This is a genomic window from Nostoc sp., from assembly GCF_036919615.1.
In the GTDB taxonomy this organism is placed as follows: Bacteria; Cyanobacteriota; Cyanobacteriia; order Cyanobacteriales; family Nostocaceae; genus Nostoc.
This window is the reverse complement of the sequence record NZ_JBALCN010000091.1, coordinates 116,322-140,145: the sequence shown is the minus strand read 5'-3', so window position 1 is coordinate 140,145 and position 23,824 is coordinate 116,322. Positions and strand designations below refer to the sequence as shown.

General features: G+C 42.0%; 27 protein-coding genes. 14 read left to right on the top strand and 13 right to left on the bottom strand.

The annotated features are described in order from the left end of the window. Nucleotides 1-94: 94 nt before the first annotated feature. Nucleotides 95-1,201 carry a ligand-binding sensor domain-containing protein gene (locus V7K48_RS25935; RefSeq protein WP_335076713.1) on the bottom strand — a complete coding sequence of 369 codons (1,107 nt, stop codon included), beginning with the start codon at nucleotides 1,199-1,201 and terminating at the stop codon, nucleotides 95-97. A gap of 816 nt (nucleotides 1,202-2,017) precedes the next feature. Here V7K48_RS25935 and V7K48_RS25930 point away from each other — a divergent pair. The 3 genes from V7K48_RS25930 (at nucleotide 2,018) to V7K48_RS25920 (ending at nucleotide 4,448) form a co-directional block, all read left to right on the top strand. After that, nucleotides 2,018-3,448, top strand: coding sequence for a form I ribulose bisphosphate carboxylase large subunit (locus V7K48_RS25930; protein WP_335076711.1), 1,431 nt, complete (start codon nucleotides 2,018-2,020; stop codon nucleotides 3,446-3,448). Between the two features lie 171 nt (nucleotides 3,449-3,619). Next, nucleotides 3,620-4,066, top strand: a complete 447-nt coding sequence (gene rcbX / locus V7K48_RS25925; protein WP_335076708.1) for a RuBisCO chaperone RbcX — start codon at nucleotides 3,620-3,622, stop codon at nucleotides 4,064-4,066. A gap of 46 nt (nucleotides 4,067-4,112) precedes the next feature. Then, nucleotides 4,113-4,448, top strand: a complete 336-nt coding sequence (locus V7K48_RS25920) for a ribulose bisphosphate carboxylase small subunit (RefSeq protein ID WP_298916202.1) — start codon at nucleotides 4,113-4,115, stop codon at nucleotides 4,446-4,448. Nucleotides 4,449-4,561: 113 nt separating this feature from the next. Here the strand turns inward: V7K48_RS25920 and V7K48_RS25915 are convergent, their stop codons facing one another. The 3 genes from V7K48_RS25915 to V7K48_RS25905 all read right to left on the bottom strand — a co-directional run bounded on the left by V7K48_RS25915 (nucleotide 4,562) and on the right by V7K48_RS25905 (nucleotide 6,302). After that, nucleotides 4,562-4,819, bottom strand: a complete 258-nt coding sequence (locus V7K48_RS25915) for a hypothetical protein (protein WP_335076705.1) — start codon at nucleotides 4,817-4,819, stop codon at nucleotides 4,562-4,564. Nucleotides 4,820-4,862: 43 nt separating this feature from the next. Beyond that, entirely contained in the window at nucleotides 4,863-5,495 is a 633-nt protein-coding gene (locus V7K48_RS25910; protein ID WP_335076775.1) for a TonB-dependent siderophore receptor, read from the bottom strand. 159 nt (nucleotides 5,496-5,654) lie between these two features. Next, nucleotides 5,655-6,302 (bottom strand): hypothetical protein, encoded by a 648-nt coding sequence (locus V7K48_RS25905; RefSeq protein ID WP_335076703.1) that lies wholly within the window; start codon nucleotides 6,300-6,302, stop codon nucleotides 5,655-5,657. 810 nt (nucleotides 6,303-7,112) lie between these two features. Here V7K48_RS25905 and V7K48_RS25900 point away from each other — a divergent pair. Both V7K48_RS25900 and V7K48_RS25895 read left to right on the top strand, forming a co-directional pair. Beyond that, nucleotides 7,113-7,367 (top strand): type II toxin-antitoxin system VapC family toxin, encoded by a 255-nt coding sequence (locus tag V7K48_RS25900; protein WP_335076701.1) that lies wholly within the window; start codon nucleotides 7,113-7,115, stop codon nucleotides 7,365-7,367. A gap of 91 nt (nucleotides 7,368-7,458) precedes the next feature. Continuing rightward, a complete protein-coding gene (locus V7K48_RS25895) occupies nucleotides 7,459-8,733 on the top strand; it encodes a ribulose bisphosphate carboxylase small subunit (protein ID WP_335076699.1) in 1,275 nt (424 codons plus the stop codon). A 212-nt stretch (nucleotides 8,734-8,945) separates the two neighbouring features. On the opposite strand, the gene V7K48_RS25890 is transcribed toward V7K48_RS25895, so the two are convergent. After that, a complete protein-coding gene (locus V7K48_RS25890; protein ID WP_335076697.1) occupies nucleotides 8,946-9,698 on the bottom strand; it encodes a hypothetical protein in 753 nt (250 codons plus the stop codon). A 360-nt stretch (nucleotides 9,699-10,058) separates the two neighbouring features. Then, nucleotides 10,059-10,454, bottom strand: coding sequence for a hypothetical protein (locus V7K48_RS25885; RefSeq protein ID WP_335076695.1), 396 nt, complete (start codon nucleotides 10,452-10,454; stop codon nucleotides 10,059-10,061). Between the two features lie 339 nt (nucleotides 10,455-10,793). On the opposite strand from V7K48_RS25885, the gene V7K48_RS25880 reads away from it, so the two are divergent. Further along, a complete protein-coding gene (locus tag V7K48_RS25880; RefSeq protein ID WP_335076693.1) occupies nucleotides 10,794-11,138 on the top strand; it encodes a hypothetical protein in 345 nt (114 codons plus the stop codon). Between the two features lie 752 nt (nucleotides 11,139-11,890). Here V7K48_RS25880 and V7K48_RS25875 read toward each other — a convergent pair. Beyond that, entirely contained in the window at nucleotides 11,891-12,277 is a 387-nt protein-coding gene (locus V7K48_RS25875; protein ID WP_335076691.1) for a DUF2358 domain-containing protein, read from the bottom strand. A 75-nt stretch (nucleotides 12,278-12,352) separates the two neighbouring features. Next, nucleotides 12,353-12,916, bottom strand: a complete 564-nt coding sequence (locus V7K48_RS25870) for a hypothetical protein (protein ID WP_335076689.1) — start codon at nucleotides 12,914-12,916, stop codon at nucleotides 12,353-12,355. 241 nt (nucleotides 12,917-13,157) lie between these two features. Between V7K48_RS25870 and V7K48_RS25865 the strand changes: the two genes are divergently transcribed. The 3 genes from V7K48_RS25865 (at nucleotide 13,158) to V7K48_RS25855 (ending at nucleotide 16,839) form a co-directional block, all read left to right on the top strand. Then, nucleotides 13,158-13,319, top strand: coding sequence for a hypothetical protein (locus tag V7K48_RS25865; RefSeq protein ID WP_335076687.1), 162 nt, complete (start codon nucleotides 13,158-13,160; stop codon nucleotides 13,317-13,319). A gap of 149 nt (nucleotides 13,320-13,468) precedes the next feature. Next, nucleotides 13,469-13,636 (top strand): hypothetical protein, encoded by a 168-nt coding sequence (locus tag V7K48_RS25860; protein WP_335076684.1) that lies wholly within the window; start codon nucleotides 13,469-13,471, stop codon nucleotides 13,634-13,636. 107 nt (nucleotides 13,637-13,743) lie between these two features. Beyond that, complete coding sequence (locus V7K48_RS25855; protein ID WP_335076682.1) at nucleotides 13,744-16,839, top strand: S-layer family protein; 3,096 nt, start codon at nucleotides 13,744-13,746, stop codon at nucleotides 16,837-16,839. A gap of 458 nt (nucleotides 16,840-17,297) precedes the next feature. Here V7K48_RS25855 and V7K48_RS25850 read toward each other — a convergent pair whose 3' ends face one another. Next, entirely contained in the window at nucleotides 17,298-17,819 is a 522-nt protein-coding gene (locus V7K48_RS25850; protein ID WP_335076680.1) for a DUF1036 domain-containing protein, read from the bottom strand. 1,040 nt (nucleotides 17,820-18,859) lie between these two features. Between V7K48_RS25850 and V7K48_RS25845 the strand changes: the two genes are divergently transcribed. Beyond that, nucleotides 18,860-19,936, top strand: coding sequence for a cellulase family glycosylhydrolase (locus V7K48_RS25845; protein WP_335076678.1), 1,077 nt, complete (start codon nucleotides 18,860-18,862; stop codon nucleotides 19,934-19,936). A gap of 144 nt (nucleotides 19,937-20,080) precedes the next feature. Then, nucleotides 20,081-20,311, top strand: a complete 231-nt coding sequence (locus V7K48_RS25840) for a hypothetical protein (protein WP_335076676.1) — start codon at nucleotides 20,081-20,083, stop codon at nucleotides 20,309-20,311. Nucleotides 20,312-20,807: 496 nt separating this feature from the next. On the opposite strand, the gene V7K48_RS25835 is transcribed toward V7K48_RS25840, so the two are convergent. The 4 genes from V7K48_RS25835 to V7K48_RS25820 form a co-directional block, all read right to left on the bottom strand. Beyond that, nucleotides 20,808-21,074, bottom strand: coding sequence for a Precorrin-3B methylase (locus V7K48_RS25835; RefSeq protein ID WP_335076772.1), 267 nt, complete (start codon nucleotides 21,072-21,074; stop codon nucleotides 20,808-20,810). A 72-nt stretch (nucleotides 21,075-21,146) separates the two neighbouring features. Next, nucleotides 21,147-21,518, bottom strand: coding sequence for an NAD(P)/FAD-dependent oxidoreductase (locus tag V7K48_RS25830; RefSeq protein ID WP_335076674.1), 372 nt, complete (start codon nucleotides 21,516-21,518; stop codon nucleotides 21,147-21,149). 205 nt (nucleotides 21,519-21,723) lie between these two features. Further along, nucleotides 21,724-22,056: a hypothetical protein gene (locus V7K48_RS25825; RefSeq protein ID WP_335076672.1), complete on the bottom strand. Its 333-nt coding sequence runs from the start codon at nucleotides 22,054-22,056 to the stop codon at nucleotides 21,724-21,726. Beyond that, the gene (locus V7K48_RS25820; protein WP_335076670.1) at nucleotides 22,053-22,217 is read right to left on the bottom strand and encodes a hypothetical protein; all 165 of its coding nucleotides are present in this window, start codon (nucleotides 22,215-22,217) and stop codon (nucleotides 22,053-22,055) included. Before V7K48_RS25820 ends, V7K48_RS25825 begins: the two co-directional genes overlap by 4 nt. A gap of 339 nt (nucleotides 22,218-22,556) precedes the next feature. Here V7K48_RS25820 and V7K48_RS25815 point away from each other — a divergent pair, with 339 nt between their 5' ends. The 3 genes from V7K48_RS25815 to V7K48_RS25805 all read left to right on the top strand — a co-directional run bounded on the left by V7K48_RS25815 (nucleotide 22,557) and on the right by V7K48_RS25805 (nucleotide 23,718). Then, nucleotides 22,557-22,868, top strand: a complete 312-nt coding sequence (locus V7K48_RS25815) for a MetQ/NlpA family ABC transporter substrate-binding protein (RefSeq protein ID WP_335076668.1) — start codon at nucleotides 22,557-22,559, stop codon at nucleotides 22,866-22,868. 174 nt (nucleotides 22,869-23,042) lie between these two features. Continuing rightward, nucleotides 23,043-23,363, top strand: a complete 321-nt coding sequence (locus tag V7K48_RS25810) for a MetQ/NlpA family ABC transporter substrate-binding protein (protein ID WP_335076770.1) — start codon at nucleotides 23,043-23,045, stop codon at nucleotides 23,361-23,363. 148 nt (nucleotides 23,364-23,511) lie between these two features. Next, nucleotides 23,512-23,718 (top strand): hypothetical protein, encoded by a 207-nt coding sequence (locus tag V7K48_RS25805; RefSeq protein WP_335076666.1) that lies wholly within the window; start codon nucleotides 23,512-23,514, stop codon nucleotides 23,716-23,718. Nucleotides 23,719-23,824 lie beyond the last annotated feature (106 nt).

Genomic DNA, 23,824 nt, shown 5'->3' with positions numbered 1-23,824 from the left:
ATTTTGGATTGGGGATTAGGTATTGGTTATTAAGTATTGGGTATTAGGAATAAATTTTCCTAGTTCCCAGTCCCTAGTCCCCAGTCCCTAGTCCCTACTTAACGGCGCGACTGAAAGCAATATGGGGTTTTGCACTATTTGTTTTGGGCATTAACCAAGCTAGACCTTCACTAGTACCTATCCATAATTTATTGCCGATGTCAGGTGCAAGGGTAAGAACCCGACTAGAAGGAAGTCCAGCAACTTCTGGGTCTAAGACAGCTCCTGTATTTGGATTTAATCGTAACAAACCATTGTTAGTCCCGACCCAGACACTACCATCTTTAGCAAAACGTACTATTGTCACGTTACGCCCACGCAGGCGAGTCACAGATCGCAACACTGCACCAGTTTTTGGGTTAATAACTAGTAAATTATTCGGCATTCCTGCCCAAATTAATCCTTCTGGACTAATAGCTAAGGCTTGTACAGTTGTCCCTGGTAAATCGGCAATCCGCTTCATAATCGCAGCACTAGCAGTATTTACCCGCACCAATCCATCAAGGGTGCCAACCCACAGTTGACCTTCAGCATCTAAAGTCAGGGTGTTGGCACTGACACCAGGCAGATTTTTTAATGTTGTCATAATCAAGCCTTGATCGGGACTAATTAGCGCTAAACCGCTATCGGTTCCAGTCCACAAATAACCCCGCTTGTCAAGTAACAGTGACAATACCCGTTTAGAAGGTAAAAATAAATTCTGCGCGGTGGTTTCGTTAGTGCGGGGGTCTACTCGGATTAGTCCCTCATAACTTCCCACCCACAAGCGTCCTACTTTGTCTTGGGCTAAAGCACCAATGGCAACATTCGGTAAGCTAACACGAGAAATAATCTTGCCGGTTTTAGGATCAATCCGTGATAGTCCCCGCCAAGAACCGACCCAAAGATTGCCTGTAACATCTTTCAGTAAGTTACCAACCCGATAATCAATTTCTGGCGAATGTTCTTGGACTCCCCGCTCATCGGGCAAGGGTTTTACTCGCGGTGGCGGTGGGGAAGGTGGATAAGCAGGGGTTACATCAGATGAATTAATGTCAGGGGTTTTTTGTGCCCATCCCATACCTGGCAAAGCTATCAACCCCAGCAAAATATAAGTAATCAATAAACTAGTACGCTTGCAAAACAATACCACAGTGACATTTCCTTTGGAGACAGTACTCATAGCCGTTACCTAAACTGGCTTTGGGTTAACTCCAGTGTTCCCGTAGCTGGGATTTTTTAAACGTCATAGGCAATTTTTCTCAAATTCAATGGACATTGAGCATGGGGCATGGGGCATTGGGGAAAGAATTCTTATAACTCCTAACTCCCCACTCCTGAAAAGCTTCTTTACAGTTATTCATGACATTTTGTAAAGTACTTGTAACAAAATGTTAAAACTTTCTGTAATAACAAATTCATATAGTTAAGTTAAAAACTTTCAAAGAATAACTTATCAAATTCTTGATATATTGTGAGACAAGTTACAAATTACGTGGTGTGCAATTTTTTATCTTTAGTTGATCACTCTGCTAAATCTGTGTCAAGTAGATTCTTTTGCGGTATCTCTTCCATGAACGGGAAAGATAGAAGGAGTTTAGAGGCGGGAATGTGTGGCAGCCAGCCCAATCCCCTGAATACCCTGATTTGTCAGGGCATTATCTAAATGCTACCTGCAAAACGCCGAAGTTTTAATGAAATTGAGAAGGTTTAGTTGGGTGCGAAGAAGAGGTAAAAAAGAATTTTGATTCGTGGAAAGAGGGAACAGTAGAAGCGCTAGGTCGTGTACCCCTATAAAAGGAGAACACTGGTGAGGAGGGTTACAACTGCTACCAAAGTGTCCGTCGCAAAAAAACTGTTAACCTCTGCTAAAGGCAACCCCTAACAAAAATTTTTCCTGATCTTCCCGTCGCTCAAGGGAGGAACGAGCGGGGTGAGGGAAAGTGGCACAGAACGTGATTTGATAATTAAAAAGAGTGATTTCAGGGAAGGATAAAATATGTCTTACGCTCAAACGAAGACTCAGAGCAAATCTGGGTATAAAGCCGGTGTTCAAGATTACAGACTAACTTATTACACACCCGATTACACACCAAAAGATACCGATCTTCTCGCTGCGTTTCGCATGACACCCCAACCTGGTGTTCCTCCCGAAGAAGCAGGTGCGGCTGTAGCGGCTGAGTCTTCCACAGGTACTTGGACAACTGTGTGGACAGACTTGCTCACCGACCTCGATCGCTACAAAGGTCGTTGCTATGATATCGAACCAGTTCCCGGTGAAGACAACCAGTACATCTGTTACGTTGCCTATCCTCTGGACTTGTTTGAAGAAGGCTCTGTAACCAACGTCTTGACCTCAATTGTCGGTAACGTATTCGGTTTCAAAGCTCTACGGGCACTGCGTCTAGAAGACATCCGCTTTCCAGTCGCTTACATCAAGACCTTCCAAGGGCCTCCCCACGGTATCCAAGTTGAGCGCGACAAGTTAAACAAATACGGTCGTCCTTTGCTGGGTTGTACAATTAAGCCCAAATTGGGTCTTTCCGCTAAGAACTACGGACGCGCTGTATACGAGTGCTTACGCGGTGGTTTGGACTTCACCAAAGACGACGAAAATATCAACTCCGCACCATTCCAAAGATGGCGCGATCGCTTTTTGTTCGTAGCTGAAGCTATCAACAAAGCTCAAGCAGAAACTGGTGAAATTAAAGGTCACTACCTAAACGTCACCGCCCCCACCTGTGAAGAAATGCTGAAGCGGGCTGAGTACGCTAAAGAACTCAAAATGCCCATCATCATGCATGACTACCTGACCGCAGGTTTCACCGCCAACACCACATTGGCTCGTTGGTGCCGTGACAATGGTATCCTGCTACACATTCACCGTGCTATGCACGCTGTAATTGACCGTCAAAAGAACCACGGTATCCACTTCCGTGTATTGGCTAAAGCCCTACGTTTGTCTGGTGGTGATCACATCCACACCGGTACAGTAGTTGGTAAGTTAGAAGGTGAACGCGGCATCACAATGGGCTTCGTTGACCTGTTGCGTGAAAACTACATTGAGCAAGACAAGTCTCGTGGTATTTACTTTACCCAAGACTGGGCTTCTCTACCTGGAGTATTTGCAGTTGCTTCTGGTGGTATCCACGTATGGCACATGCCCGCGCTGGTAGAAATCTTTGGTGATGACTCTGTACTACAGTTCGGTGGTGGTACTCTGGGGCATCCTTGGGGTAACGCTCCTGGTGCAACCGCTAACCGCGTCGCCTTGGAAGCTGTTGTTCAAGCTCGTAACGAAGGCCGCAACTTGGCTCGTGAAGGTAACGATATCATCCGCGAAGCTGCCAAGTGGTCTCCTGAACTGGCTGTTGCTTGCGAACTGTGGAAAGAAATCAAGTTCGAGTTTGAAGCAATGGATACCGTCTGATCAAAAGTTAGGAGTTAGAAGTAGAGACGCGACACCAGTCGCTACAACGGGGGGAACCCCCGCAACGCGCTGGCTCATTAATCGCGTCTCTACAGGAGTTAAGAGTTAAGATTTGCATTAATTCATAACTCATAACTCATAACTCATAACTCTTCAGGGCTGGGGTCAAGCATGAATCTTAAGCAAATTGCGAAGGACACAGCCAAGACTCTCCAAAGCTACCTGACTTATCAGGCTCTAAGGACAGTACTGGCACAGCTAGGTGAAACGAATCCTCCATTAGAACTTTGGCTGCATAACTTTTCGTCTGGCAAAATTCAGAATGGTGAATCATACATTGAGCAACTGTTGCGAGAAAAACCAGATTTGGCTTTGCGAATCATGACTGTCAGGGAACACATTGCGGAAGAAATCATCGAATTTTTACCGGAAATGGTTCGTACTGGCATTCAGCAAGCCAACATGGAACAGCGTCGCCAGCATTTAGAACGCATTACACGATTAGACACATCTAACCCCAGTCTGCAACCAGAACAGCAAGCAACTTCAGATAGCCACAGTCAGCAACCAGAACAGCAAGCAACTTCAGATCCGAATTTGGATAACTTATCCAATTAGTTCGGTCAACCTAGTAGTAAAAAATCGCAACCCATTATCAAAAGCTATGCAAACTTTACCAAAAGAGCGTCGTTACGAAACCCTTTCTTATCTGCCCCCCCTGACTGATGCTCAAATTGCCAAACAGATCCAATACATTTTGAATCAAGGTTATATTCCAGCGATCGAGTTTAACGAAACTTCTGTGCCAACAGAATTATATTGGACAATGTGGAAGCTACCTTTGTTTGGTGCTAGATCCACTCAAGAAGTACTGAGCGAAGTTCAAGGATGCCGTTCTCAATTCAACACCAGCTATATCCGTGTTGTGGGTTTTGACAACATCAAGCAGTGCCAGATTCTCAGCTTTCTTGTTCACAAACCCAGCACCAACAGATACTAAAGTTAGCAAGCTTTAAGTAATTGGTTTATCCCCATAGGAGAGGTAGATAATTCTACCTCTCCTATTTACTAAATTTGTATTGAAACGCAGAGAGACGCAGAGGTTTACGCTCATCAATACTCTACAGAAAGTGTTTCCACAATACTAAAAGGTGCGCCAGAAATCACACCTAAGCGATCGCTGTTTGGTGAGCCAAGATAATATTCTGTGTTGAACAAATTACGGAAGTTCAGTTGCACTCGCCAGTTCTCCCGTCGGTAGAAAATTAAACTATCAAAGCGAACATAGCTAGGAATCTCGTAGGTGTTGGCAAGGTCGCCGGAGCGATCGCGCTGCATAATAAACCCTGTAACAACAGGAATTAGTTTCAAAGTCGTCTTGAGTTCATAGTGAATGCTCCTAAATTACTAAAAATTAAAATTCAAACCCGACTGTTCCCACCACTGTGAATGGTTTACTGGGATTAACCCGTGCACTGCTACCAGCATTTTCAAAATATTCAATGTCTAACAAATTCTTGAAATTCAGGGCTGTCCGCAATCTCCTTTGCTTGTAGAAGATGGCAGCATCGGTACGTAAATAACTCGGTAACTTAAAGGAGTTTGCTAAATATCCCTGGCGATCGCCCACATAATAAAGTCCCAAACTAAAGCCTAGACCCCGTAAATCCCCTTCTCGAATTTCGTAAGTTGTCCACAAGCTGGCGCTAAATTTAGGAATGTTCACCAAGCTATTGCCAACCCTAAAGTTATTGTCTGAAGTAATTTCAGAATCAGTATAAGCAGCACTAGTAGAAATATTCCATCCTGGTGATATCTCACCTGATAAATCGAATTCGATACCGCGAGAGCGTTGTTCGCCAGTTTGAATAGAAAATCGAGTATCTCTAGGATCGGGGGTTGAGACATTAGCGCGGGTCAGGTCGTAAAATGCTAGAACCGCAGAGACTTTATCGTTGAAGTCGGCTTTAACACCTACCTCGTATTGCGTACCACGTTCCGGCTCAAATAGGGTAGTGTCAAACGTGGTTCCAACTACCTGAGTAATCGAGCGACAAAGGCGATTTTCTTGGAATACCTGCTACTAACAAGAGCTGCTCAATCCGAGGGACTACAATTATTGAACTGCAACAGACCAATCACAGCCAAATTATTGCAAATGTTCTTAATTGAGCAATACCGCCAGGCATTGTCTTGAATCAACAGGTTAAGGGTTGCAAGTAGGCGGTTTTTTTGAGATGTTAGGTTTGATGCAAAGCGGTCCGAGGTTGGTTAGAGAATTAGGTCGGCTAATAAATCCTAATGGACCAGCCTTGTGTTCACCATTAAAGGGGGTAGGTTTGCGAACATCAAAGCCACACGCGGCAGCATCTTTAGGGTCGTTAAACCAAAACCCTATATGGAAAGTGTTAGTAGGTGGTAAGTTCACTTGCGGATCAAAACCGAAAATCTGATCTAGTAGGATAGTTTTAATTGTCACAAGTCCCGGCTCAACGTCAGATTGGTACCAAGCCAGACCAAAGTTCTTGAAATTTGGGTTTGGGGTACCAAATGCCTGCTGAGGGCTATTCTGTACAGTAAACAAGTCAAACTTCAAACCAGGCTTGAAACCTGTCAGGGTCAGAGTCAGATTGTCATTAAGATTGCCACGCTTAACGATGGCATTAACCCGAGGCGGGACTCCAGGATTGGCTGCCATGCAATTAATGAACTGCCTGTTAGGAAATAACTCAAAACGAGTTTCATCAGAACTTGATGAAGACTGTGCTGTGGCAAGTTGGCTGAACCCAAATACTAATAGCAACCCGACTGCAAACATGCGAAGAGGTATTAATGTTGGAAATTTTTGAGACATAAATTTAAACTCTCTTGTGAAATTTCAAGTTTTTTAAAACAGCATTAGCTCTTTCAACAGTTCAGTGTAAAACTGTTGGACATCAGATGTTTCCTCATTTGATGGATATTGGTTGCCGAGTGATTATATAGCTCAATGCCAATCTGTTTGTAGAACCAAAATCCACCTTGGCAGGTTTTCCTTCTAGTTCTTACAGCTATTTTCAAGTAATTGAACTATCTAAACTGCACCAATTGAATTCGCTCAGATGAGTCATTGTGAGCTATTTATTTGAAAATTACTGTAAGCAAATTGCTTGTTGAATACAATCTAAGTTAATTATTTGTAACTGTTTAGAGGGTTAACGAAGTGGTTTCTCCCACATTTTTGGTGAAAGAACTATCAATTATGCTGCTAGGGAGATTCAGGATGAGTATTATCGTGCTATAAGCCTAAGTAGTTTGGCAATTATACTGCCATAATTATTACCAAAGTATTTGGCTGCTGCTAGGGAGATTCAGGATGAGTATTATTGTGCCAAAGCCCTAAGTAGTTTGGCTGATAAACTTTCACAAATATAAAAAACTCAACTTTTTTCTCTCTGGCAAGATACTCTTTACGTCTTATCTCTTCACACTCGCCCAAGCTTACTCACTGATATAAAAGCATTAACTCTTGTTATCTTTGCTTTAGGTGGTCGAAAAGCGGTAAAAGATACAGCTGATGGTATCCAAGATGTGTCACGGTGGTGGCGCTAAAGAACAACATCTTTAGTTAGCGATCGCAAATTGAAAATAATCAGAATCTACTAAATATGCTAGTGTTTGGGAAATGGCAATTAAGCACAGCATTGGAAAACTCAACTTTGGTCTAGCTTTTGACGAATTTATCAAACAGCAAATAATTAGGAATGGTATTGAATTACTGCCAATAATCATAGACCATATTACTGTTGTTGCTACACTACCTTTACATCACCGTGACCCATTCGACCGAATTTTAATTACACAGTCGGTAGTTGAAAATATACCGTTACTGAGTGCTAATAAAATTTTTGATGCATATCCAATTGAGCGTTTATGGTAAGTAGCGCTCCTTTTATACCAAAAAATAAATGAACAGTTATCACTAAAAAAACTTAACATTACTTTAAGCAGTGCTAGGCAAAAATAATTTTATGGGTTACTACATCGCTCCCCGCTTTCTGGACAAACTGGCTGTCCACATCACCAAAAACTTTCTAAAGCTTCCTGGCGTGCGAGTTCCCGTGATTTTGGGTATTCATGGACGCAAAGGAGAAGGCAAAACATTTCAATGTCAATTAGTCTTCGAGAAAATGGGTATCGAGGTGACTAACATATCTGGTGGCGAATTGGAAAGTCCAGATGCAGGAGATCCAGCGCGGTTGATTCGGCTGCGCTATCGGGAAACAGCAGAACTGATTAAAGTACGCGGCAAAATGTGTGTACTGATGATTAACGATTTAGATGCCGGGGCTGGACGCTTTGATGAAGGCACTCAATATACTGTAAATACGCAGTTGGTGAATGCCACACTGATGAATATTGCTGATAATCCCACAGATGTCCAGCTACCTGGAAGCTATGATTCCACGCCTTTACATCGTGTGCCGATTATTGTCACAGGTAATGATTTTTCCACTCTCTATGCACCGTTAATTCGGGATGGACGGATGGAAAAATTTTATTGGGAACCAGACAGAGACGACAAGGTGGGAATTGTCAAGGGAATTTTTGAATCGGATGGACTATCACAGCGGGAAGTTGAACAGCTAGTTGATACTTTTGTCAATCAGTCCATTGACTTTTTTAGCGCTTTGCGATCGCGCATTTATGACGAACAAATCCGCAACTACATCCATCAAATAGGTTTTGAGCAGGTATCCTTGAGTGTGGTTAACAGCGTTGAAGGCCCACCAGAATTTAAAAAGCCAAATTTTAACCTGTCTCACTTAATCGAGTCTGGTAACTTCCTGGTTGGTGAACAAAAACGGGTAGAAAATTCCCATTTGGTTGATGATTACAATCGACTCAATCGAGGTAGAAATTCTCAATCTCCACTACCTGCTGTAGTAACACCAATTAGTCAGCCGTTAGGCAATGGCGCAACCCAAGAAGCAAAAACTAATAAATTCCAGAAACAGCAAGTATCGAGTCCACATTTAACCCTAGAGACACAAGAACAGATTCGGCAATTATTGTCTCAAGGTTACAAAATTAGTATTGAACACGTAGATGAGCGCCGTTTTGGCACAGGTTCTTGGCAAAGTTGTGTTCATAGCCACATTGATGCAGAGTTTGATGCAATCTCAAATTTGGAATCAACTCTGGCAGAATATAGTGGTGAGTATGTGCGATTGGTAGGTATTGATACAAAGGCAAAACGGCGGGTTTTGGAGACAATTATTCAGCGTCCGAATGGAAAAAATTAGGGATAGATAAATGAGAAAGGGACTTCCAAATAAAAAAATATCCCATCGCTTTTAGGGCAGGGGGCAGGGAGCAGGGGGAGAGAAAGTCGTTTTGATTCGGTGAAATTGGATAATTTATTTCTTGGAAGTCCCAAAGAGCGATCGCTTTTGTCAATTCTCAAACAACTAGAAAAAAATATGCTTCCTCAATTTGATAGTTGAATCCTAACTTTTTAACTACAAGTCATTGCTGAAGCGGAGTTAACTGTAGTTAAATCGCCAGTAAATACTGCTGTGTATTGATAAGGTGATGAACCAGAGCAAGTCATGGAATTTGTATTAGCGCGACGCGGAGTCCACCATGACTTTGCTTGTACAGTCAAATTTGTACCATTCCATGAAAGGTTTTGGACAACTAAAGAGTTAGTTTGTCCATTATCCGCCTTTTTGGCAGATAAAAATGTGGCATAGGAAACCTCGCCATTGGCTGGATTTATCTTGGCTATAACTGCGACTTTTGGCCCGCCTCCGCTACCATAACTAGACAACCAACGTCCAGTTGCAAAGCGGCGGAAATCATTACCAGTCTGACTACCAGTGGACGAGTAAACCCCATATAAAACATTCGCTCCATCCCAAAATAATCCATAACCTGTACCATCGTCATTTGTTGTTTCGTAATCACTACGACACCATGTTTTTATCCCATTAGTAAAACGGATTGTCACAGGGTTTTTGTTATTAGACGAGACTTGCTGATAACCAATGTAAATTGTGGTATTTCCATTACTTACTTTGGGGGCATTTTTAGCTTGGATTGTGGCTTCACTATCATTGCAACTGAATGTTACAGCATTACCGATAGATGAATTTACCGTTTGAGCAAAAACTGGAGGAGCTTCTTTTGTAATTACTAAATCAGCTAATAATACCACAGATAAAGAGAAACCTGCCAAATACTTCTGCAATTTTTGAGAATAAATCATGGTAGAAATTTGCTGAGAAATTGTAAGGGAAAACACTGTATTAATATAAACTCTCGTCAGAGTTTAAACAAGTTAAATTGTTTAAACTCCTAGATAGCAGCATTCTCAACAACATGCAAAATAAGATTAGACTACAAAATGCATAAAATAATATGCATGATATTGCCTGATATTAACTGTACATAATCGTTCCTGAGCAAAGAGCATCAGTTAATAGAAGAAATTGCGTAGGCAAAGCCTACCAAAGGTATCGCAGCAGTCAACAACAAATGGTTTAATGAGCAAGTAGCGTTTACTCATCTTGATGTCCCTTGCTAGAAGCATTTTTTGCCTCTGCTTTCTACCTTCTGCCGTGCTGTATTAGATAGTTTTATCATTTTCATCTAATACTTCTACTGCACTAACTTTCAAGCGGCTTAATCTGCTTTTGCGGATACGTTCGCTATCACGAATACCACCCGCCAACTCATATTCGCTGCTGTTTTTGCCATACTTAAAAGCAACGCCTCTCACTATTTTATCTGTAAGATTGCTCAAGGTTTTTTCCATCTCATCAATTTTAGTTTTAGAGGAGTCAATCATAGCTAGAGCAATGTTATAAGCATCAAGCATAGTGCGTAACTGCTCAATTGATTGAGTCAGATTTTGCAAATCGCAATTATCACCAAAATCCAGATTTGAATCAATTACTTTGAGTCCAGCGGATCTCAATTCAGCTTTTTCTAAAATACGGGATGTACGTTTTTGACGGGACATAGATATATTTGTTAAAGGGGGTTCTATAACACCAATTCAGTAATCCTAGAAGAACCTTTTTCCCAACCACTCTTTGTTGGCGTCAGCCTGCCATTAGGCAAGCAAATAGGAAAGTTTGACTCCCCCAATCCTTCAAGGGTTGGGGGCTGGGGGTTAGGTTTTTGATTACTAAATTGATGTTCTAGAGCTAGTTTGACTTAGTAAAGCTGTTTTCTGGTTCAGTAAAATTCGTGAATAATTTTATTTTTTAACAAGATAATACATAAATCTGAGTAATTTCTCTTAATTCAGATATAACACTTCTTGTTTAAAGGAGGTATAAGCTAAAGGTGTACAGCCATGCATCCCTACGAATTGCTGTACTTCATGCAATTGAAAACTGCTATATTGCACCTGGTTTTTTGGACGATTGTTTTAATGTTAGTGATGAATATCGGGATGTTGATGATGAATATTGCGATGTTGATGGTGAATATCGTGATGTTGATAATGAATGTCGCGATATTAGTGATGAATGTCACGATGTTGATGATGAATGTCACGATGTTGATGATGAATGTCACGATGTTGATGATGAATATCGTGATGTTGATGATGAATATCGTGATGTTGATGATGAATGTTATTATGCTTTGGTTTTTGTGGAAAAGCTTAATGGCTTCTGATGGAAGTGTGTTAATTTGATACCAATGCAGCAATGCTCATACGTGTCAACTTAAGCCCAAACCCTTTTAAAACCTCGTTAAGAGCCTCTGGCTGGAAATGCTCTTTAATTGTGGCTCTGCTGCAAGTCTTGAGGCGGCAGCCCCCCTGTTAGGCATTCCCAGTCAGAGACTTCTTTTCAAGACAATCTCTAAAAACTTGTTCTAAACAGGACTTACGCAAAATATCTCCGAAACTCTGATTTCTCCGTGTCCTCTGCGTTTCTGCGGTTCGTTATTCCGTAACTGGTGCATAGGTTCTAAGAAAATCGAACCACAGAGAAGCCAGTACGTTGGGCGGGAAGAGACTTGTTCGCGCAGCCTCTTCCCTTCTCCCAAAGGGCTACCGTGTATACACAAGTCGGCAGACCTCTCCCCAAACCCCTCTCCGACGCGGAGAGGGGCTTTGAAGATTGGCTCCCCTTCCCTCTCTTCGAGACGCTGCGCGAACGTAGGGAAGGGGCTGGGGATTAGGTCTGAGAGCGCTTTGAGCAAAATAAGTCACTTGTGTATACACCGTAGCTCCCAAAGGGAGAGGCTAGCGCCAAGGGAGAAGCAACTGGCGTGACGCAGAGTACACGGAGAGATAAGAGTTTGAGAGGTTTTTTGCGTAAGTCCGACTAAACTAACTTTTACCTTAGGTTGACACCAATGCAGCAATGCTGTGCCCCGTACTGCGTAGTCTATTTACCTGAAAAAGGCTGTAAGGAGAAAATTAGAGCAAGCCTTAATTATTTACATTTTTGCAGCAAAGAAATGCTGCTTCACCACGTCTAAACGTGAGCAATTCCAATAATCGACATGGGAGACAATCAAACCATCAGAGTTAATACCTAATTCACTCCAACCAGGAATGGAGATTCGTGGTTTCCAGGGGAGAGGAGTATTCCAACTGAGTGTCCACTCAGTTTTTATTGTGTCTCCTAAATGTTGAATATTATGTAAGTCCATTTTGGGATCTAAAAACACAGTATTAATGAAATTAATCATCTGTTTGTAGCGTTTAACGCCACGAAACTTATTCAGCGGGTCTTGAAAATAAACATCTGGAGCGTAAATGCTGTAAGTTTGATTTACTGGGAATCTTTGATAGTCTTCTTTGAGGATTTCAATGATATCCATGATCAATAGCTATATCTGTAAACTGGTTTAAAATGGAAATGTGGCGCGGATATAAATGCCGATTAAAAATTTAAATCAACCCTCATTCCATAAGCGTTCTAACTGACGCCGCCAAACAGCTAGAACTTCTTCTCGCGCTTCTGGGGTTTGATTTATTTCGCCCATTAATCCTTCTGCATAAAAGCGTTCTAAGCTTTGCATAGTAGCTTGCAGAGATTGTCCTTGTTGTTTTGCTGCCTGAATAATTTGCTGGATGCGGCTTTCAGTTAGTCGATTAAAGACATTATCTAATCCAGCCTGATAGAGAGATACAAGTCGGTTGATTGCATTGGACAAATCTGCACTCACTAAAGTGTCACTGTTATGTTGAAATACCCCCCAAATTACCCCTTCATACAAAGCGTAACGTACTTCTTGAGTATCATCAAAGTTGGCTTCTAGGAACTGTGCTAAAAATGGTTGCCCTGACTCTGCGGGGACAATAGGTAGTAAAACTCGCAGCCAAGTATTATCTTCAGAAAGCAGCACCAACAGCCGAAAAGTTGAAGTGTCTACTTGCCACGATCCAGGAGCGATCGCACTAATAGCTGCTGTGTCAAATAACTCTGTTAGCATATCCGCAATTTCTTCAGGTATCATAAGCCTTTATTTAGATATAACCTCTAGATTAGCGCAGAGGTGCATCAGCTTATTAACTAGTACTGTACATTCACAAATTAAATGTCGTTGTTCACAGATCAATGTCGTCTTTCACAGACTAATGTCGCTATTTCATCAATTAGTGTCGTTGTTCATTCTAGATAACCGTTAACAAATATTATGTCGCAACAGCTGCTGGTGGCGGTGATATTGCGATTAATGCCCGTTGCGGGGACGAGCAGTGATTACTAGTTGCGTAGATTTGCCCCTACAAGCAACACACAGAGTAACAGATAAATTATCTACTGCTTCTGTTACCAAATCTACTAATCAGATTGTGGAGGCTCAAGGATGGATTGTCGATGCTAACGGTGATATTATCCTTGTGGCTCAATCTGAGTAAAGTTCTTTAATTTCCTCTGCCATTTCCTGTAATCAATAATTTGTTACCCCAAGAGTAAGGCTACGGTGTACACACAAGTCGGAAAAACTTCATCCACCAAAGATTTGCGCTGCGTTACGCTGGCGTGACAAAGCTAAATTGTTGCAATCATGGCGATGCCTACGGCTGGCTACGCCTACGCATTTGTTATTTTGGTGATGCCTACGGCTGGCTACGCCTACGCATTTGTTATTTTGGCCAAGACGCGCTACTACGAAACTACTAGAAGAGTTGAAACCTATACTTTTCATACTTGTGTGTACACTGTAGAAGACTAAGGGGGAGAAATTCCGATTATCTAAGTATTTGTCAAGAAAAGTTATTAATTTTCACTACTCTTAGCAGAATAAAATTAGGCCAAAGGATTAAAGTGATCACCAAAGCGATGACACAGCCTAAAATACCCATTACTACAATTACTATACAAACTAAGCTTGATTCAACAATTGCTGTTTCTGTGGGGATGGGAATTGCGATCGCAGCTTTTTGGGCAAATTGCGCTTTTGCTCAAATTACCCCCGATACCACTCTACCGAATAATTCCACCATCAAACTAGAAGGGAACACCAGAATTATTGAAGGCGGAACCAAAGCGGGTGGCAATCTGTTCCACAGTTTTAGCGAGTTTTCTATTCCTACTGGTGGCACTGCTTTTTTTAACAATGCTCTTGATATTCAGAACATTATCAGCCGAGTAACAGGTAGAGCGGTGTCTAATATTGATGGGTTAATCCAAACTCACGGCACCCCTAACCGCACCCCTAACCTGTTTCTACTTAATCCCAATGGAATTATTTTTGGACGTAATGCCAGTTTAAGTGTCGGTTCTTTTTTGGCAACAACGGTCGATGCGATCGTGTTTCCTAATGGTGCTCAATTTAGTGCAACTAATCCCGGTGAAACGAGTAGCTTACTGACGATAGTAGGCGATCCGAGTGGTTTCCTGGCTTCTAAGCGGCAACCTGGGAGCATTCAAACCTTCGGTAGTTCCCTCACAGTTAAGGGAAGGCAGAGTTTGGTCTTACTCGGCGGAAATCTTAGCTTTGATTCTGAAAGCAGTAGTCCAGACGGTACATCAAGCGTTTTAGGTACCGCTGACATTCATGAAGGGCAAGTTGAACTGGGGAGTATCGCTGGGGCTGGCATTGTCCAACTCTCCAGAATGCCAACACCGGATAGTAACCTTCTGAGCCTAAGTTTTCCAGATCAGTTGGCACGGGGAGATGTATCATTCAGGCACGGAAGTACAATCAATGTTCTTGCTGAAAGTGGTGGCAATATCTCAATTTATGCACGAGATATCTGCATTTTGGAAGGCAGCCAACTTTTAGCTGGGATTGGGGGAGGGTTAAACGGAACGCAGGCAGGAGATATTAGGTTAAATGCAACGGGTGCAATTACCTTGAGCGGTCAATCCAGTGATGGGGAAAGTAGTCAGCTTTATGACGCGGTGAGTCCGCCGAATTCTGTTGGCAATTCTGTTGGCAATGCCGGAAACATTCTGATTACAGCCAGATCGCTCTCGGTCACCGATGGCGGCGAAATCAACAGCAGCACCTTTGGACAAGGCAATGGAGGCAATATCGTGATCGCCGCTCCAACGGTTTTCCTGGATGCAGGGTTTCAGGGGGGTGGGATTTTCAGTAATGCGAGCCCGGCTGTTAGTGGAGAAGGCGGGAGTATCTTTATTAAGACGAATACCCTTTCTCTCACGAACGGATCAACGCTAAATGTAGCTACCAGTGGACAAGGAAATGCAGGCAATATTTTCATTGATACGCGATCGCTCTCGGTTACCAGAGGTGCTCAAATTAGTGCTGGCAGCAATGGATTGAATGCCGGGAATGTAGCGATCAATGCCAGGGATACGGTTAAGGTGGATGGGTTTGGAGTGGATCAAAATGGGCAAGTGATAGTTCGTCCAGAAAATGGAGAACCTGCACTCAGTCAAATCATTAGTGGTGTAAGTGGCAGTGGGCAAGGGGGAGATATTCGCATCACCACCGGATCTTTATTCGTTACCAATGGTGGACAACTCACCGCCAACACCTTTGGGCAAGGGAACGCTGGAAATATTATCGTCAATGCCCGTGACTTTATTTCTCTCAGTGGAAGACTCGACCGAGGCTCTTTCCATGAGCCAAGCGGACTGCTTGCTAGAACTACAAATAGCGGACAGGGCGGCAACATCAACATCATCACTAGATCGCTCTCTGTTACCAATGGCGCTCAACTTGAAGCCTCAACTTTTGGACAGGGGAATGCGGGGAATATTCGCATCAATGCAAAAGATGCAGTAACTGTTTCTGGAACTAGTCAAGAAAGCGGAGATTCTAGTGGTTTATTTACATTTACTGATTTTACTTCCACTGGCATTGGTGGTGATATTACCGTAAACACCAATATGTTTCGCGTATCAGACGGCGCTTTACTGGATGCAAACACCGCAAATAATCAAAAAGGTGGCGATATTACGGTAAATGCAAACGTCTTTGAAGCACTCAACGGCGGACAACTCACCACCGCTACCTCAAGCAATGGAGGTGCAGGTAAAATAACTGTCAACGCTGATGATAAGATAACAATTAGTGGTATTGACCCTAGTTACAGCGATCGCATTACTAAATTTTCTGACAATGTGCTAAATATAGGCGCTAACAGTGGCTTATTTGTCAGTTCCACTGGTTCAGGAATCACAGGCGATATCGAAGTCAACTCACCCCAAATTACCTTAGATAACCAAGGCAAACTCAACGCTTCTTCTGCATCTGGTAACGGTGGTAATATCAACGCCAACAGCGACTTACTCTTACTCCGTCATGGCGCTCAAATTTCCACCAACGCAGGTACAGCCGAAAAAGGTGGCAATGGCGGTAACATTAATATCAACTCAAAATTTATTGTTGCAGTCCCCAACGAAAACAGCGATATCAGCGCTAACGCCTTCACAGGGATTGGTGGTAGAGTTGACATTACAACAGACGGGCTTTTCGGTATTGTGCCGCAAAAAAGCCCAACCGAAAAGAGCGATATTACAGCGAGTTCCCAATTGGGAGTGAGTGGGGAGGTAACTATCAAAACTCTGGATACTGACCCTAGTCACGGTTTAATTCAACTACCCTCTAACCTTGTGGATGTATCCCAACAAATCACCCAAGGTTGCACACCCAGAAGAGGAAAAAACGCCAATCGTTTTATTGCCACAGGACGCGGTGGATTACCCCAAAGCCCCAACGAGCCTCTGCGGGGACAAGCAGTGATTACAGGTTGGGTAGATTTGCCCCCACAAGCAACAGAGAGAGTAAGGGATAAATTAGCTGTGGAAATTCCAGATAAAAAACCTACTACATCTATTACCAAATCTACTAATCAGATTGTGGAGGCTCAAGGATGGATTGTCGATGCTAACGGTGATATTATCCTTGTGGCTCAATCTGGGCAAAGTTCTTCTATTAAGACTGCCATTTACTGTAATCAATGATTCCTTACCCCAATCTCAATGTTGGTAAAGTCCTGGTGGTTCCCTTTCGTCTCACAACTCAATTATCGGCGCTGTCATAAGCGGAGTTTATATTTCGAGCCTCACACCCTGATTCTGTGGTGAGAAACCAGAGCTGCATCACCATGTAGATTAATAAGGAAAACGTAATTCCAAAACATCAGAGCTTGGAGTCACCAAACAATCAGGGTTTGAGTCCTGTACATTATCAAATGGTGACAAGACCCTATCGGCACTTGAGCGCTATTTAGAAGTGACCGACGAACAGAAACGTCTGGCGATCGCGCTTGTTGATTTTTTGAGCGCCGCGCTCTGAAATTCTACCGTTGCTGGGATTAATATCTGGAACACACCACCAAAAAAAATCAGTACCTTCCCCAAAATGCCCAATTGGCGAAGGTATTGATTATTGAATAGCTTCTGTAGTCAGAAACCATCACTTATCGTTCCGCACGCGGAGAGTTCCAGTTGTTGGAATAATTATTAGGTGCAAACGTGTAACCGTAGAATGGGGGAGTAATTCCTGTTACTGGGTTGGGAACCCAAACCGAGAAAAAGTTTTGTACAGAACTACCGCAATATTGGGTTTCGTCAGCGTAGGGGATTGTAAAGTTTGGGGTGCTTCCAATACAAAAAGGATGGTTTCCTTGCCACTGATTACCTGAATCACTAGTGGCATAAAGGAAGTAGCGAGTGTTAGTGAGTGAGTTATTATAAACTTGTATGCACGAGCCAGGTGTTTGAGATAACTGGTATCGACCTTGGGTTGTCCAAATATAACCGTTGTAGTAGGCAACTGTGACATTAAGATTTTCACCCGATTCGTTGCAGACATACAAACCTAATGGTGATGTTTGGGCAGAAGCTTTTTGATTTGGTAGAGGTGCAAATGTCATACCAACAAATAAAGCTGTAATAGTTACAGTTTTTGTCCAGTAACTTAAAATTGATCTAAATAGCATTTTGAAATCACCTAAGTTAGTTGATAAATTGGTACAGTGTGCTCACGCCGCTTTACTTACGTAACATCTTCAGGGTCAATGCCGGCAATGCCAGCAATGCCAGCAATCAGCCAATAAGTCTTGCGTGAAATGGTCAATTTAACGTTGTTTTTGGAAAACCAGTTATACCCCAATCCGTAATTAGGATAATGTGGCAATATCCAAATCTAGGGTTTTACCAACCCACATTGCTTATTACGAAGCATTTTTCTGATTTATGCACATGAACAAAAAATTAAATAGATGATGTAAAGCGATGCCTACGGCGGTAAACTACGCACCTCGCCACCGATACAAAACCCACAGCTAGCTATAAGAGGATATCTGAAAAGTTTTTTTGTATACACCTAACCCTTGGAGATCCCCCTAAATCCCCCTTTTTAAGGGGGACTTTGAGACTCTTATTCCCCCTTTTTTAAGGGGGGTTAGGGGGGATCAACAAATATTTGATACTTCTCAGACATCCTCTAAGAAGTGCTACGCGGTAGTCAAACTTATTTAATCGTGGGTTTGAAACGACATCGGATGATGAAGGCGCTGGTGAGAGGCTGCCATTCGATCCAGAAACCTATGAGCAGCTAGAACAGCTTATTGAAAGCTTATTGAATATACAGGGCTGACGAAAGCAAAGCTGCTCAGGGCTTTAATTAAAGAAACAGCAAATTCACTGCAAAAATCGCAGTAAAATATTACTTTAATCTGAAGATTAAAATGGACTTTTCCCGTCCCAATCTCAATTAAAATGCTCCCAACTGCACAAAGTTTTTTCTTTCTTTGTATGAAATTACCCTGCCCTCCTCGCTTGCTCTTAGGGGGTTGGGGGTGGGGTTATTGTACCTCACTCAACCGATAACCGCTATAAAAATAGTGGTAAATATGTAGGGACACCATAGTAAGGGCAAGTTTTTATAATTCTTGATTACCCTGAATCAATTAATGATAAAAACTCGCCCATAACCAACAATAAATCAACAATCATTATTAAATTATTTGGGGTTTTTATGAAACGTCGCCAGTTGATAATTAACACAGGAATTGTTTGTGTTACCGGTTTATTATCTACTACATTACCATCACTAGTAAAGGCTCAAAATAAAAAACCTACCTTCTATACTGAAGGTCGATATCTTTATAATAAATTTGGTGAAAACGTAATTCTTAATGGAATAAATTTACCCATTTTGGATGACTGGAATTTTCCTCAAAGCGATAAGTTAGCAGAATTAGAAAAAACGGGAGCTAATGCGGTCAGAATTCAATGGTACAAAGATTATGGTCAACCTAATCGTCCTAGTTATTCGATTTCTGACTTGGATAATGTTCTCACTCGCTGTCGTAAAAGTCGAATTATTCCCATAGTCGTGTTAGCTGATTTGACCTGTAATAGCGATCCACAGTTGTTAAATACCCAGTTAATTCCTTGGTGGACGCAGAATGATGTGCTGAAGGTACTTAAAAAACATGAATCCTATCTAATTATTAATCCAGCCGGTGAATTGGGACTTTATCGGTGGACAGATAATCAACAAGCTGCTTTAAATAGTTTCAAGAATGCTTATAAAAGTGCGATTAGCAGTATTCGCCAATACTTACACCTACCAATTATGATTGACGCACCAGATTGTGGTACATCAATCGAAGTTTTTCCCTTGATTGGACAAGAATTAATTGATCATGATCCCGATCATAATCTATTATTTAGTGGTCATGCCTATTGGTCTGGCTATGATGGAATACCATATATTGACACCATCATTAATGCTAATCTCCCCCTGGTTTTTGGTGAAATTGCTAATAAGCAAGATGAAGATATTAATGGTGCAACTGAATATTGTTATTACGATCTAGATGGGACTACAGAAAATCACCCACCTCTCATAAATTTTGCCTATCAAAATTTATTATCAATTCTCCAACAGAAACAAATTGGTTGGATGGCTTGGTGTTGGTATAAAGATAATTGTACGAATCGTCAAATGACATTAAATGGCGATTTTGATAACCTAACACCCTATGGGAATGATTTAGTAAACAATCCGATTTATGGTTTAAAAGTGATTGCTAAAAGATCGCGGTAAAGTCTCAATACTTCTCGGTTAAGAATTAAACAGTATTGAGAATAAAAAAAGTGCGTGGTTGACGTTTAGTACCCGTTCCTCTGTAGATTGGATCAGCAGCGTTGTCGCTGATCTTATTTTAAAAACCTCACCAACTCTGAGGAAATGTTGCGGATTGTGCGGGACGAAGCATTCCCATTTATAAAGACTTTGGGTGCAAGTGCGGCAGAAATTGAAGCGCGAGATTCCCTTTCAGAAGATCACGCTGGGATTACTGAAGCGTTTACCCTGATTCTGGCAAATCCACTTCTGCTGCCTTACAAATTTGACCCCATCGCCACCGGAAAGGGCGGGTACGCCATCGCAGAAAGTTCATACACAATGCCCGTTAGTTAAAAAGCAGATATCAAGGGGATTCTAGCCAATGGTTGAGACTGGCTAAAATCAAAAGTTGGTAAGGCTTGTGGAAAAATTTTCGGTCTAATGATTCTCTTGTCTATGAAGCTCAAACCCAAATTTTATGCTAGAGATAGAATCAATTTTAAAAATTTATTATTACCTCAATTTTTAGGATTATCTATGTCATTTTAAAACCTTGCTTAGTTTTTATTAGGAAATAAGATGCGTTTGCCCTGAGGCAGAATAGGATGACGGGATAATTGCTAATTTGCTTTTACATTTAGGACTTACGCAAAATATCTCTGAAACTCTGATTTCTCCGTGTCGCGCCAGTTGCTTTAAGTCGGGGAACCCGCCCAACGCACTGGCTTCTCTGCGCCTCTGCGGTTCGTTATTCCGTAACTGGTGCGTAAGTCCTAACATTGATGAACTAAGCTTGAACAACACAGGTATCTTTTGGCATATCAACGGCGAGGTGTTGCCCTAGTAAAGACTATTTTGATTTTCGTGACGATTTAGGCGGTGTTCGGTGTGCGCCAAAATACTTCTCACTGCGATAGCGCAGCCACACCCGCAACACTTGCGGAATCTGCTCTTTTTGTTCCTTGCTCAGTGTATTGTAAAGGGCTAATGCGCGATCGCGCTCACCCCGACAGGCAGCGTTATTGTGAGCATCCCAAAAGCTGCGGGCTACCCGAATTCGCCGACAGACTTCTTTAATTAGCGCAACTCCTGTGAGTGGAGCGTCCTGCTTTGCCATACTCAGATGCGATAAATTTCTAATGCCATCGTAGCGAGTCAGACTCATTTTCACAATTGCAACCCAAACAAGTCAAATCCGTGAATCGATGATCGCTGGAAGTTCATCGATTACACCTGTAGCCAACAGAAGTCGGCGGGCTTCTAGCTCGGTGCCACTTTCCAAGGTCACTTCAAAACTCTCATCCCGCTTGGAAGCACAAACGACTTGCTCAGGCTGGAATTGAACGCTGTTGTAGGGAGCTAGTTGTTCTTGCCCGATGCGAAGAAGTTCGGTCGGACTGATATCATCGCGCGTGAATAAATTGTAAGCTTTATGGGACGGCACATTGCGCGGCGCACCCGAACCACAAACAAGAGTACGTTTGCGAGAACGTCCTAGAATCAAAGCGGCACTCAAACCAGCAGTACCGCCGCCGATGATAATAGCATCAAATTTGCTCATGTTTTTACTGCAAAAGTCATACTTCAAATCAGCAGCGCCCAAATATTTAGTAATTATTGATGGTAGATTCTACAAAATGTTTGAGAGCACCATTCATTTCATTGAATCCTTGGCGAACCTCCGATTGTTTTGCAGATTGGATCGAGATTGGCGATCGCTGCTTTTTCATCAGCAGCAGCTTCACTATATCGATTTATTCCAAGGTTTAGTTTCTGGCAAAAAGATTTTTTGCACACACTAAGACGAGCGGTAGCCCCAAGGACGCTTTGGCGATCGCTTCAGTCATCCAGTTTTGCCCCAGCAGATTAAAGATGGACGCAATCACTACTAAGACAAAGGTACGCTTGCAAAAATTCAGGAGGGAACAGTTCCAGCAGTTGCTTGTTCTCAACCCAAACTTCCTCCAATTTGAAGAACCCGCGATCGCTGATATATACCTGCCAGCCTGCTCACTGTACCACTTGCATAATGCGCTTTGTATCTGCTGCAACAGAAATCGCCGCATGAAATAGCGCATACGTTCGAGCGGTTGGATCATTGGCATCCAGTTATTGTGGCGCGGCTAGTTAAAATTGCACGACAAGAGTGTTTGCGTAGCGTCTTGTAGAGAAGGTTGGCAGCTTGCTTGCTAGAGAGATTTCCAGGTAGCAAGATGTGAGTCAACCCAGAAGCGCTATAGTCCCTTGTTTTTATCTTCATCTATGCAAATCTTATTGTTTATACTACTGTAAATTTATTTATTTACCGTAGTATATAAATAAATTGCCCAATAACAGGTAATAGTTGCACAGCAGCTTTTTAAACTAGGTGAGATTTTTAGTGTTTTAGGACAAAGCAGTGCAGAAAAGTACCTTAATTCGGAGTATAAATCAATTACAGGACTTACGCACGGGTCATGGAAAAACGAACCACTCAAGACACAGAGAAGCCAGTGCGTTGGGCGGGTTAAGAGACTTGTTCGCGCAGCGTCTCCGATAGGAGAACCAACTGGCGCGACACGGAGGAATAAGAGTTTGAGAGGTTTTTTGCGTAAGTCCTATGAATATACAACATCCAAAAATTAACCGCCGATTTTTCCTGACAGCCTTAACCTCATTTACCTCCTCCATACTCTTTGCCAGTTGTAGCGAACAACGAGCTCAAGTAACTTCTAATACAGCCCAGGCAACTGTACAAAAAGAAGTTATTCAAGTCGGGGTGACAGGAATCATATCTGAAGATATTTTGAAGTTTGTAAATACTAAACTAGCACCTCAGGAAAGATTAGAAGTAAAAGTTGTTACTTTTAATGACTGGATACAGCCGAATACAGCTTTAAGAGACAAAGTAATCGATGCTAATTTTTTTTAACATCGACTTTTCATGAATAATCCTGTCAAGAAACTCAAAATCAATTTAGTACCATTAAATCTAGTTTTTTTAAGCACACTCGGTTTTTTCTTAAAAAGCCTTAAATCGATGAATGAGCTTCCCTAAAATGCCACTGTCACAATTGCCAATGATGTAATAAATAATGACTGAGGACTGAGGTTACTGGCAAGTAATAGCTTAATAAAACTTAATAAAAATACTAAAGAATTTGTAACTCAAAGAGACATAGCTGAGAATTCCAAAAACTTGCGAATTAAGGAAGTAGAAAAAGTCCAAGTAGTTCGAGCTATTAATGATGTAGACTTGATTGTTTCTTTGGCTCAAACTGTTGCTCTAGCAGGAATAACACCGCAATCTATGGGACAGGAGACAGCTAAAGATAAAAAGTATGCCTTGGTATTAGTCACATTACAGGGTCAAGAAAATGAACCCAAAATTCAGAAGCTAAACAAGCTGCTTAAGATCCACAAGTGAGAGATTTTATTAACAAACAGTATTAAAGGCGAATAGTACCTGTATTTTAAAGACAGCGAAAGGATGAAGGATGAAAATTTTGTTACTTCGTCTTTCCGAAATTAGGAGTTACTAAACTTAAATTGTGACATTACTGGAGAATAAAGCAATGCTTTTTGGACAAACTGAAAAAGAATTATTTTGTGGAGAAATTTGGTCAATCTGGCAAAATAATAAATTACCAGATCATCTACAGTTATTAGTGGATCAAGAACTAGGAAAACGCGATATTTGGGAATTCCAGACCCAAGAGCCTGATAATAAGCCTATTCATCCAAGTCTTGATCAGGATTCTAGTCATTCAACAAGTATTTAACAAGAAAAGCAGTTCTTGCTGAGGGCATCCTCCTGCCTCCTGCCCTCAGCAAGAACTGCTGCGATGCCTACGGTGGTAAATTACGCTAACGAGCTTGCGGTTTAAG

Coding starts and splice junctions, on each gene's coding strand:
- V7K48_RS25900 (WP_335076701.1), top strand. CDS start 7,113: ATGGCAATTAAGCACAGCATTGGAAAACTCAACTTTGGTCTAGCTTTT.
- V7K48_RS25890 (WP_335076697.1), bottom strand. CDS start 9,698: ATGATTTATTCTCAAAAATTGCAGAAGTATTTGGCAGGTTTCTCTTTA.
- V7K48_RS25880 (WP_335076693.1), top strand. CDS start 10,794: ATGCATCCCTACGAATTGCTGTACTTCATGCAATTGAAAACTGCTATA.
- V7K48_RS25935 (WP_335076713.1), bottom strand. CDS start 1,201: ATGAGTACTGTCTCCAAAGGAAATGTCACTGTGGTATTGTTTTGCAAG.
- V7K48_RS25860 (WP_335076684.1), top strand. CDS start 13,469: ATGGCGATGCCTACGGCTGGCTACGCCTACGCATTTGTTATTTTGGTG.
- V7K48_RS25805 (WP_335076666.1), top strand. CDS start 23,512: ATGCTTTTTGGACAAACTGAAAAAGAATTATTTTGTGGAGAAATTTGG.
- rcbX (WP_335076708.1), top strand. CDS start 3,620: ATGAATCTTAAGCAAATTGCGAAGGACACAGCCAAGACTCTCCAAAGC.
- V7K48_RS25905 (WP_335076703.1), bottom strand. CDS start 6,302: ATGTCTCAAAAATTTCCAACATTAATACCTCTTCGCATGTTTGCAGTC.
- V7K48_RS25885 (WP_335076695.1), bottom strand. CDS start 10,454: ATGTCCCGTCAAAAACGTACATCCCGTATTTTAGAAAAAGCTGAATTG.
- V7K48_RS25895 (WP_335076699.1), top strand. CDS start 7,459: ATGGGTTACTACATCGCTCCCCGCTTTCTGGACAAACTGGCTGTCCAC.
- V7K48_RS25830 (WP_335076674.1), bottom strand. CDS start 21,518: ATGAGCAAATTTGATGCTATTATCATCGGCGGCGGTACTGCTGGTTTG.
- V7K48_RS25875 (WP_335076691.1), bottom strand. CDS start 12,277: ATGGATATCATTGAAATCCTCAAAGAAGACTATCAAAGATTCCCAGTA.
- V7K48_RS25840 (WP_335076676.1), top strand. CDS start 20,081: ATGTTGCGGATTGTGCGGGACGAAGCATTCCCATTTATAAAGACTTTG.
- V7K48_RS25825 (WP_335076672.1), bottom strand. CDS start 22,056: ATGATCCAACCGCTCGAACGTATGCGCTATTTCATGCGGCGATTTCTG.
- V7K48_RS25920 (WP_298916202.1), top strand. CDS start 4,113: ATGCAAACTTTACCAAAAGAGCGTCGTTACGAAACCCTTTCTTATCTG.
- V7K48_RS25815 (WP_335076668.1), top strand. CDS start 22,557: ATGAATATACAACATCCAAAAATTAACCGCCGATTTTTCCTGACAGCC.
- V7K48_RS25845 (WP_335076678.1), top strand. CDS start 18,860: ATGAAACGTCGCCAGTTGATAATTAACACAGGAATTGTTTGTGTTACC.
- V7K48_RS25850 (WP_335076680.1), bottom strand. CDS start 17,819: ATGCTATTTAGATCAATTTTAAGTTACTGGACAAAAACTGTAACTATT.
- V7K48_RS25820 (WP_335076670.1), bottom strand. CDS start 22,217: ATGAAGATAAAAACAAGGGACTATAGCGCTTCTGGGTTGACTCACATC.
- V7K48_RS25870 (WP_335076689.1), bottom strand. CDS start 12,916: ATGATACCTGAAGAAATTGCGGATATGCTAACAGAGTTATTTGACACA.
- V7K48_RS25835 (WP_335076772.1), bottom strand. CDS start 21,074: ATGGCAAAGCAGGACGCTCCACTCACAGGAGTTGCGCTAATTAAAGAA.
- V7K48_RS25930 (WP_335076711.1), top strand. CDS start 2,018: ATGTCTTACGCTCAAACGAAGACTCAGAGCAAATCTGGGTATAAAGCC.
- V7K48_RS25855 (WP_335076682.1), top strand. CDS start 13,744: ATGACACAGCCTAAAATACCCATTACTACAATTACTATACAAACTAAG.